At 31.4% G+C, this 8,816-nt stretch carries 9 protein-coding genes and 4 tRNA genes; 10 read left to right on the forward strand and 3 right to left on the reverse strand.

Annotation, left to right across the window (positions count from 1 at the left end):
• Positions 1-91: 91 nt before the first annotated feature.
• Positions 92-466, reverse strand: a complete 375-nt coding sequence (locus HMPREF2715_RS11115; protein ID WP_070581331.1) for a YtxH domain-containing protein — start codon at positions 464-466, stop codon at positions 92-94.
• Positions 467-608: 142 nt separating this feature from the next.
• On the reverse strand, positions 609-1,034 hold the full coding sequence (locus HMPREF2715_RS11120) for an HIT family protein (protein ID WP_037552213.1): 426 nt from the start codon (positions 1,032-1,034) through the stop codon (positions 609-611).
• Between the two features lie 130 nt (positions 1,035-1,164).
• Here HMPREF2715_RS11120 and HMPREF2715_RS11125 point away from each other — a divergent pair, with 130 nt between their 5' ends.
• Together HMPREF2715_RS11125 and HMPREF2715_RS11130 are read left to right on the forward strand one after the other, a co-directional pair.
• Complete coding sequence (locus tag HMPREF2715_RS11125; RefSeq protein ID WP_037538621.1) at positions 1,165-1,905, forward strand: ABC transporter ATP-binding protein EcsA; 741 nt, start codon at positions 1,165-1,167, stop codon at positions 1,903-1,905.
• Positions 1,898-3,121 carry an ABC transporter permease EcsB gene (locus HMPREF2715_RS11130; RefSeq protein WP_070581332.1) on the forward strand — a complete coding sequence of 408 codons (1,224 nt, stop codon included), beginning with the start codon at positions 1,898-1,900 and terminating at the stop codon, positions 3,119-3,121. Before HMPREF2715_RS11125 ends, HMPREF2715_RS11130 begins: the two co-directional genes overlap by 8 nt.
• A 59-nt stretch (positions 3,122-3,180) precedes the next feature.
• On the opposite strand, the gene HMPREF2715_RS11135 is transcribed toward HMPREF2715_RS11130, so the two are convergent.
• Positions 3,181-3,681 (reverse strand): hypothetical protein, encoded by a 501-nt coding sequence (locus tag HMPREF2715_RS11135; protein WP_037552221.1) that lies wholly within the window; start codon positions 3,679-3,681, stop codon positions 3,181-3,183.
• Positions 3,682-3,968: 287 nt separating this feature from the next.
• On the opposite strand from HMPREF2715_RS11135, the gene hemE reads away from it, so the two are divergent.
• From hemE to HMPREF2715_RS11175, 8 genes are all read left to right on the forward strand, one after another.
• Complete coding sequence (hemE, locus tag HMPREF2715_RS11140; RefSeq protein WP_053025402.1) at positions 3,969-5,003, forward strand: uroporphyrinogen decarboxylase; 1,035 nt, start codon at positions 3,969-3,971, stop codon at positions 5,001-5,003.
• Between the two features lie 36 nt (positions 5,004-5,039).
• Entirely contained in the window at positions 5,040-5,963 is a 924-nt protein-coding gene (gene hemH, locus HMPREF2715_RS11145) for a ferrochelatase (RefSeq protein ID WP_070581333.1), read from the forward strand.
• Positions 5,964-5,981: 18 nt separating this feature from the next.
• Positions 5,982-7,376, forward strand: coding sequence for a protoporphyrinogen oxidase (hemY, locus tag HMPREF2715_RS11150; protein WP_070581334.1), 1,395 nt, complete (start codon positions 5,982-5,984; stop codon positions 7,374-7,376).
• A gap of 98 nt (positions 7,377-7,474) precedes the next feature.
• A complete protein-coding gene (locus tag HMPREF2715_RS11155) occupies positions 7,475-8,035 on the forward strand; it encodes an RBBP9/YdeN family alpha/beta hydrolase (RefSeq protein WP_037552231.1) in 561 nt (186 codons plus the stop codon).
• A 395-nt stretch (positions 8,036-8,430) separates the two neighbouring features.
• Positions 8,431-8,504 (forward strand) — tRNA-Met (locus HMPREF2715_RS11160).
• 15 nt (positions 8,505-8,519) lie between these two features.
• Positions 8,520-8,595 (forward strand) — tRNA-Asp (locus HMPREF2715_RS11165).
• Positions 8,596-8,606: 11 nt separating this feature from the next.
• Positions 8,607-8,679, forward strand: a tRNA-Phe gene (locus HMPREF2715_RS11170).
• A 13-nt stretch (positions 8,680-8,692) separates the two neighbouring features.
• Positions 8,693-8,768 (forward strand) — tRNA-His (locus HMPREF2715_RS11175).
• Positions 8,769-8,816: the final 48 nt, after the last annotated feature.

The raw sequence follows: 8,816 nt of genomic DNA on the forward strand, positions 1-8,816 counted from the left end.
TTTTAGTCATCAGTCCAATTTATTATAGAGCCAATATTCATAATGATTTCAACGCCACTCCCGTATCACAGTTTAATCTAATGATTAAACTTTATTTATTATCTTTTGAAAAAGTATTACTTATTTCTTCGCCACGATTTTGTAGATTTTCAATGTGTGATTGTAATTTTTCGATATTAGGATTAATATCAGATTTAAAATCACCAATTAGTGTTTTAAATTCATCTCCAATTTCGCTACCATATGAGACACCATCATTTTTTACTTGCTTACCATAATCAATAATGTTAAAGAAATTACGTTTAAGTGACTCAATTTCACGTTCTAATTCAGAGCGAGACCCAGTAGGTTCTTTAGAATCAATCGTGTTATTCTTTACGCTATGATCATCACGGTTTAACCAAGAAACAGCAATTCCAGATGCTACTCCCGCAGTAATACCAAATAATACGCGTGATATTTTCATGTTCTATTCTCCTCACTTATTATGTCGTTAACGGATAATAATAGAAAAAGAAATAAAATAAATTTCAGATTCTACAACAATCATATTTCGACAAGTTAATTATAATTGTATATTACCCTAAAATGACATTCAATATGCAGAATTAATCAAATTGCGCTTTGATTTGATCAGCAATAGCTTGTTTTTGTTCATCATTAATTTCGTTCTCATGTGTTTCCCAATGGTATCCGAAACCGTCGATATCATTTTCGTATCGTGGTAAGAAATGGAAATGAATATGGAATACTGATTGATCTGCGAACTCACCATTATTTTGTATGATATTTAGACCATCAGGATTAAAAGCTTTCTTAATTGCATTAGCGACTTTAGGTAAAGCTGTACCAATATGAGCCATTGTTTCTTCGTCAGTTTCAAAAATATTTGGTGACGCTTTTTTAGGAATTAATAATGTATGACCTTTAGTCACTTGTGAAATATCTAAAAATGCATAAACAAAGTCATCTTCATAAACTTTAAAGCTTGGAATCTCTCCAGATAAAATTTTACTAAATACAGTTTCAGCCATTTGAATGCACTCCTTTTACGTATTTATAGCTTATTATAGCATTTGTAAAATAAAATTTCGTTAGTGAAGTAAATGTAATTTTAGTAGTTAAAAGCTAATTTTGGTACAATGTTATTCATGGAGGTGCCTTATGACAGTAAAAGTTGAACATTTAACAGGTGGTTATGGGAAACGTCCTGTTATTGAAGATATAAATTTTGAATTAAAAGCAGGGGAAATTGTTGGTTTAATTGGATTAAATGGTGCAGGCAAAAGCACAACTATTAAACATATGCTAGGTTTATTAACGCCAACTGAGGGTAATCTCTCTATCTCAAATACAGAAATTACAGATGACATCGAAGTTTATCGAAAAAAGTTATCTTATATACCTGAATCACCAATTATATATGAAGAATTAACATTAGAAGAGCATATTGCGATGACTGCAATGGCATATCAATTGAGTAAAGAAGAAGCAATGAAACGTGCAAGACCTTTACTTAAAACATTTAGATTAGAGAATGAATTAAAGGTCTTTCCTAGTCATTTCTCTAAAGGTATGAAACAAAAGGTGATGATAATATGTGCGTTCATTGTTAATCCAGAATTATATATTATTGACGAACCATTTTTAGGCCTTGATCCACTAGGGATTCAATCTATGTTGGATTTAATGGTAGAAAAGAAAAATGAAGGACGTACTGTTTTAATGAGTACGCATATTTTGGCAACTGCAGAACGTTATTGTGATCGATTTATTATTTTAGATAAAGGTAGAGTGGTTGCTTTCGGTGATTTAGAGGAGCTACGTAAACAAACTGGATTAAGTGGTCACACACTTGATGACATCTATATACATGTCACACAAGGTGGTCAAGAAAATGGATAATTCAGCTACTTCATTGTTTAAATCTAGATTGAACACCATTCAAAAAGAGAAGCGTTATTATAATAAATTTATTTTTAATGGCCATTTTTCAGTATTTTTATTAATTTTATTGGGAGCATTTATATTAGGTTATGGTCAATGGTTGCAACATATACCTAAACATATAGATTATGCGTTATGTGCAAGTATAATATTAGCTGTAACATCTATCTTTCCAATACGAACATTTTTAAAAGATGCAGATAGAATATTTTTATTGCCTTTTGAAAAACATATGAAAAATTATATGAACCTAAGCATTCGCTACAGCTATTTTAATAGAATAGCGATACAACTAGTAATACTCATTATCTTGTTTCCATTATTTTCTAAATTAGATGGTGATTTCATAACACCATTTATCATCTTGAGTATTTTAACATTGATACACCCATGGATTGGATTGAAAGTGAGATGGCAATGGTATCAACTAAAGCAATCAAGTTGGAGTATAAGTTCAATTTTATTTTTGATTAATTTAGTAACATATGACTTAATATTGGGTTACCAAATGTACTGGGGAGTTATCTTTACGTTTATATTACTTGGTGGAATGTTAGCGTTACCTAAATTAAATCGAGTTAATTTATATCCATGGGAACGAATGATAGGTATTGAAGAAAGACACCATACAAATTATTATAAATTCGTAAATATGTTTACGGATGTTAAACATTTAAAAGAGTCTGCAGTTAGACGTAGATATTTAGATTTCTTATTACCTACACCTAAAGGCAGGAAATTTAATTCTAAAAATATGTATTTATATCTATTTACACGTAGCTTTGTAAGAGGTAGAGATGCTTTTAGTATTATATTTAGACTGATTGTCATTGCATTAGTGCTAATGATTTGGCTATCGTTTCCTATTGTTTCAGCAATTATTGGATGTCTGTTCATGTACATTACATTATTGCAAATGTCTCAATTTTATACGCAACAAGCCTATGGATTATGGCCTCAAGTTTGGCCAGTACCAGATGTCGAAGTGATTAAAGGTTATGAAAAATTTCTTTATCGCTTAATGTTAATTATAGGATTAATTTTTTCAATTGCATTTATCAGTATATACCCACAATATTCCTTTTTCGCTCTAATCTTCTTTATAGTAGGGTGGTTAACGATTAGAAGCACAATTAAGAAGTTACAATATCAAGAATCACTACTTAAAGATTAAAAAGGTTGCCTATAACTAGAACAAGCAAAACTACATCTAGTTAAAAGGCAACCTTTTTATTATTCCTTGATTGGATATAAATATCTCTCAAAGTAGCTAGAATGTTGGCTACTAGAACCAAAATAATGTCTTAATGCATCTTTTGAAAAATAATCCTTAAATGTATCTGTTTCTTTAAAATCTTCGTAAGTTTGGCGATTAGCAAAACCAAAATAAACTTTGTAAGTTGTTCCTTGAACAGGCTTTAAAAAACGATAACTTTTAAAACCGGCAAACTTATCGAAATTTAATTCCAAATTTGCAATACGTTTTTCTAATTGATGAACATGATCATCAGAAGAAGGGATAAATATTGCTGAGTAAAAATGTGTTTGATCTAAGTCATTAATAGAATTAACAGTTGTGTAAACAGTGGGATGTTTTAAAATTGATTTTTCATCTGATTCTTCAATAATTACAGAAGAATCATTTGTTGAAAATAAAAATAGATTTCTATTAGTATTATTTGTTCGGATTTGATTTAAGTAACCATAAGTCCCATAAGTTGTATATATGTTCATGACTCATACCTCCTTTATTGTTTATATTATACGATTAATTAATGGTACTAGCTATAATAATTGTATGTATTGTTTAAATATTTTAAAAATCCATTTAGTCTTATTGAGGGATATTTTTAAGCATATAAATATACTATAATTATGTTTAATAAATTATTATAATTTAGTGAATTGAAATGTACATTTATGCTTTGTCTTTTTTATGACATTTAAGTGTAGATAAACGATAATTATATCAGCATATGATATTATAGATAAGAATGATTTTAATTTAGGAGGACTATAAGGTGCATAATAAAAATAATACAATTTTACAAACAATTAAAGGTGAAAAAACATCTCATACACCTGTATGGTTTATGCGCCAAGCTGGCCGTTCACAACCAGAATATCGAAAATTAAAAGAGAAATATTCACTTTTCGACATCACACACCAACCTGAATTATGTGCTTATGTAACTCAATTACCAGTTGATAATTATAATACTGATGCAGCAGTTTTATATAAAGATATAATGACACCTTTGAAACCAATTGGTGTTGATGTTGATATTAAATCAGGTATTGGACCAGTCATTAGCAATCCAATTAAATCTGTATCTGATGTAAATAAATTAACTCAAATTGATCCAAAACGTGATGTACCGTACGTACTTGAAACAATTCAATTGCTAACACAAGAGAAATTGAATGTACCATTAATTGGGTTTACAGGTGCGCCATTTACATTAGCTTCTTATATGATTGAGGGCGGTCCTTCAAAAAATTATAATTATACTAAAGCAATGATGTATGGAGATGAGGCAACATGGTTTGCTTTAATGAATCATCTCGTACAAGTATCAATTGACTATGTGGTTGCTCAGGTTGAAGCGGGCGCAGAGCTGATTCAAATTTTCGACTCATGGGTTGGAGCTTTAAATGTTCAAGATTATCGTTATTATATTAAACCTTCAATGGATAAGTTAATTAATGGAATTAAAGCTAGATATGATGTTCCTGTCATAATGTTTGGAGTGGGTGCAAGCCATCTAATTAATGAATGGAATGACTTAGCAATAGATGTCCTAGGATTAGATTGGCGTACGTCTATCTCATCAGCTACACAAATGGGTGTTAATAAAACGTTACAGGGTAATTTAGATCCTTCATTGTTACTCGCGCCTTGGGACGTAATAGAGCACAGAGTACGTGAAATTCTGGACGAGGGTATGGAAAGAGGTAAACACATTTTTAATTTAGGACACGGTGTTTTTCCTGAAGTACAACCTGATACATTAAAGCGAGTTACTCAATTTGTTCATGATTATACAAGTAAATAGTATTAAGAATACAAAGATTAAGGAAGGTTTTATTTAATGACTAAGACAGTAGGTTTATTAGTTATGGCATATGGAACACCATATAAAGAGAGTGATATTGAACCATATTATACAGATATTAGACATGGTAAGAGACCAACAGATGAGGAATTACAAGATTTAAAAGACCGATATGAATTTATTGGTGGTCTTTCTCCTTTAGCTGGCACTACTGATCGTCAAGCTGAAGCATTAAAAGATGCTTTAAATCAAGTTTATGAAGATGTGGAATATAAATTGTATTTAGGTCTAAAGCATATTTCTCCATATATTGAAGAAGCTGTAGAAAAAATGTATAAAGATGGTATTAAAGAAGCGGTTACTGTTGTTTTAGCGCCACATTATTCTAGTTTCTCAGTTGGATCATACAATAAACGTGCAAAAGAGGAAGCCAATAAATACGATATTGCTTTACATCAAGTTGAACATTATTATCACCAACCTAAATTTATTGAGTATTGGACTAATAAAATTAATGAAACTTTAGAGCAAATTCCTCAAGATGAACATGATGAGACAATCTTAGTTGTATCAGCTCATAGTTTGCCTAAAGGTTTAATTGAAAAAAATAATGATCCATACCCTGATGAATTAAAAGATACAATGAATCGTTTACAAACATCTTCAAATATTAAACACGTTGCTCAAGGCTGGCAGTCTGAGGGTCACACAGGTACACCTTGGTTAGGACCCGATGTACAAGATTTAACAAGAACGTTGTACAACGAATATCAATATAAACACTTTATCTACACACCTGTAGGTTTTGTATGTGAGCATTTAGAAGTACTGTATGATAATGATTATGAATGTAAAGTTGTGTGTGATGAGATAGGAGCAAATTACTATCGTCCAACAATGCCTAACACGGATCCATTATTTATTAATGCTATCGTGGACGAAATAAAAACAGTTTTTTAATAAAGGAAGGGACTCAATGTGAGTAAAAAAGTTGCAATTATTGGTGCAGGTATAACTGGCCTCTCAAGCGCATATTATTTAAAACATTATAAACCAGATATAGATGTAACCATTTTTGAAGCGACAAATCGACCAGGTGGAAAGATACAGACGTATCGTAAAGATGGATATACTATTGAACTAGGCCCCGAATCTTATCTTGGACGAAAAACAATCATGACTGATATAGCAAAAGATATTGGACTTGAAGATGATTTAATTACTAATGAAACAGGTCAGTCATACATTTTCGCAAAAAATAAATTGTATCCTATACCAGGTGGTTCGATTATGGGCATCCCAACTGATATTAAACCTTTTTTAAAAACAAGACTTATTTCACCAATAGGTAAGCTAAGAGCGGGACTAGATTTGGTAATACCCCCAATAAAAATTGAGGATGATATATCAGTTGGAGCGTTTTTTAGAAGACGATTAGGAAATGAAGTGCTTGAAAATTTAATAGAACCCCTCATGGGTGGTATTTATGGTACTGATATAGATCGATTAAGTTTAATGAGTACATTTCCTAATTTTAAAGAACAAGAGGAAAAGTATGGTAGTTTAATCAAAGGTATGCAACACGAAAAGGCTGAACGAATTAAACAACGTCAACTATACCCTGGTGCCCCTAAAGGTCAGTTTAGACAATTTCGTCACGGATTAAGTTCATTTATTGAAGCATTAGCTAAAAATGTACAAGATAAAGGCGTAAAGATGAAATATCAATCACATGTAGAAGATATCATTTTTAACAATGACAATTATGAAATAGTAACTGATCAATACAGTGAACAATTTGATAGTATTTTAATTACTACGCCTCATCAAACATTTATGAAATGGTTCAATCACGATCAAGCTTTTAAATACTTTAACGAGATGGATTCTACTTCAGTTGCAACGGTTGTATTTGCATTTGATGAGAAGAATATTGAAAACACACATAACGGTACTGGTTTTGTCATCGCGAGAACAAGTAATACTAATATTACAGCTTGTACTTGGACTAGTAAAAAATGGCCTTTTACTACACCGCAAGGAAAAGTTTTAATTAGAGCATATGTAGGTAAACCAGGTGATACAGTTGTTGAAGATCATACCGATGAAGAAATTGCGACTATCGCACGTCGTGATTTAAATAAAATGATGACTTTTCATAAAGATCCGGATTTTACAATTGTTAATCGTTTGACTAAAAGCATGCCTCAATATCACATTGGTCATATTAGTCAAATAAGAAAAATTCAACAACACGTTAAAAATAATTATTCTGCACTCAGAATCACAGGAGCACCATTTGAAGCGGTTGGGCTTCCAGATTGTATTCAACAAGGTAAAAATGCTGTGGAAGAATTGCTTGATGAAATATAATAATTTAAACACTTTTTTTGAGGTGAATTTGCCTCTTTAAAAGTGTTTTGTTATATAAATTGAGAATTATTATTTAGTTTAAGGAGGTAAAAATATTAATGACTAATGTAATTATAGTTCATTCACAATTAGGAAATTCTCATAACCACTGGTATAAGTGGTTACAACATAATTTAGAACTAGAAGGTTACGATGTTCAATTATTCCATTTAGATGAAAGTAAGAATGATAATATAGACAATTGGGTCTTCGAATTAAATCAACAAATTGAACTTTTATCTAAAGATACTTATTTTGTCACTCATGGGTATGGTTCATTGGCTACTTTGAAATACATTGAAGGTCTATCAATTTACGAACCTTTTGAGGGGTTCTTCAGTATAGCAGGATTTAAAGAAGATGCGAAGAAAATAGACGATTCAATAAAAGTAGGGGAGTTTAATGTTGATTATGACTTAATTAAAACTAAAGTTAATCACTTTTATGGACTAGCTTCAAAAGATGATTCTTATGTTTCTTACATAGAAACTCAAAACTTAATTGACGAATTAGGTGGTAAGACTAAAATTGTTGATGAAGGTGGACATTTCTTAGAAGAAGAGGGCTTTGTATCTTTTACTGAATTACAAGAAAAAATGCAACATTATATGACTAAATAATAAAACATGTGATTTAATTATTAATACGTTCAATATTTAAACTAATTTAAGTAGGTAGTTAAAGCTACCTATTTTTTATTATTATTAAGGTTGATAATTAAATATATAGATACTTTCAAGTGCAATTAGATACCCAATAGGTATCTTTAATTAAAATATTTTAAATGTAGCGTTTTTTTACACAAAATAGTTTGCAATACTTATTGACTAAGTTAATGATACTATATATACTAATAAAGTATTCGAAAAGGCGATGACTATTAGACAATTGTCGCATTTCAATATGAAGATTCAATTAAATGAATGTAAAATTTATTTAAAATTAATATTGACATCAGACAATATAAAATGATATAGTTATTAAGTACTGATTTTTGAGACGTAAATAATATTAGCGCGGGATGGAGCAGTTCGGTAGCTCGTCGGGCTCATAACCCGAAGGTCGGTGGTTCAAATCCGCCTCCCGCAATACATAGTTTTAATAGGTCTCGTAGTGTAGCGGTTAACACGCCTGCCTGTCACGCAGGAGATCGCGGGTTCGATTCCCGTCGAGACCGCCATTACTTATTACGGTTCAGTAGCTCAGTTGGTAGAGCAATGGATTGAAGCTCCATGTGTCGGCAGTTCGATTCTGTCCTGAACCATTCAATCATTTTGGCGGTTGTGGCGAAGTGGTTAACGCATCGGATTGTGGTTCCGACATTCGAGGGTTCGATTCCCTTCAACCGCCCCATAATCGTTTACTACGCGGGTGTAGTTTAATGGCAAAACCTCAGCCTTC

It is taken from the genome of Staphylococcus sp. HMSC062A01 (assembly GCF_001836805.1).
GTDB classification, from domain to species: domain Bacteria; phylum Bacillota; class Bacilli; order Staphylococcales; family Staphylococcaceae; genus Staphylococcus; species Staphylococcus haemolyticus.

What these genes read in the sequence shown, in the direction of transcription:
- HMPREF2715_RS11115 (WP_070581331.1), bottom strand. Translation starts at nt 466, where the DNA reads ATGAAAATATCACGCGTATTATTTGGTATTACTGCGGGAGTAGCATCT.
- HMPREF2715_RS11130 (WP_070581332.1), top strand. Translation starts at nt 1,898, where the DNA reads ATGGATAATTCAGCTACTTCATTGTTTAAATCTAGATTGAACACCATT.
- HMPREF2715_RS11155 (WP_037552231.1), top strand. Translation starts at nt 7,475, where the DNA reads ATGACTAATGTAATTATAGTTCATTCACAATTAGGAAATTCTCATAAC.
- HMPREF2715_RS11120 (WP_037552213.1), bottom strand. Translation starts at nt 1,034, where the DNA reads ATGGCTGAAACTGTATTTAGTAAAATTTTATCTGGAGAGATTCCAAGC.
- hemH (WP_070581333.1), top strand. Translation starts at nt 5,040, where the DNA reads ATGACTAAGACAGTAGGTTTATTAGTTATGGCATATGGAACACCATAT.
- HMPREF2715_RS11135 (WP_037552221.1), bottom strand. Translation starts at nt 3,681, where the DNA reads ATGAACATATATACAACTTATGGGACTTATGGTTACTTAAATCAAATC.
- HMPREF2715_RS11125 (WP_037538621.1), top strand. Translation starts at nt 1,165, where the DNA reads ATGACAGTAAAAGTTGAACATTTAACAGGTGGTTATGGGAAACGTCCT.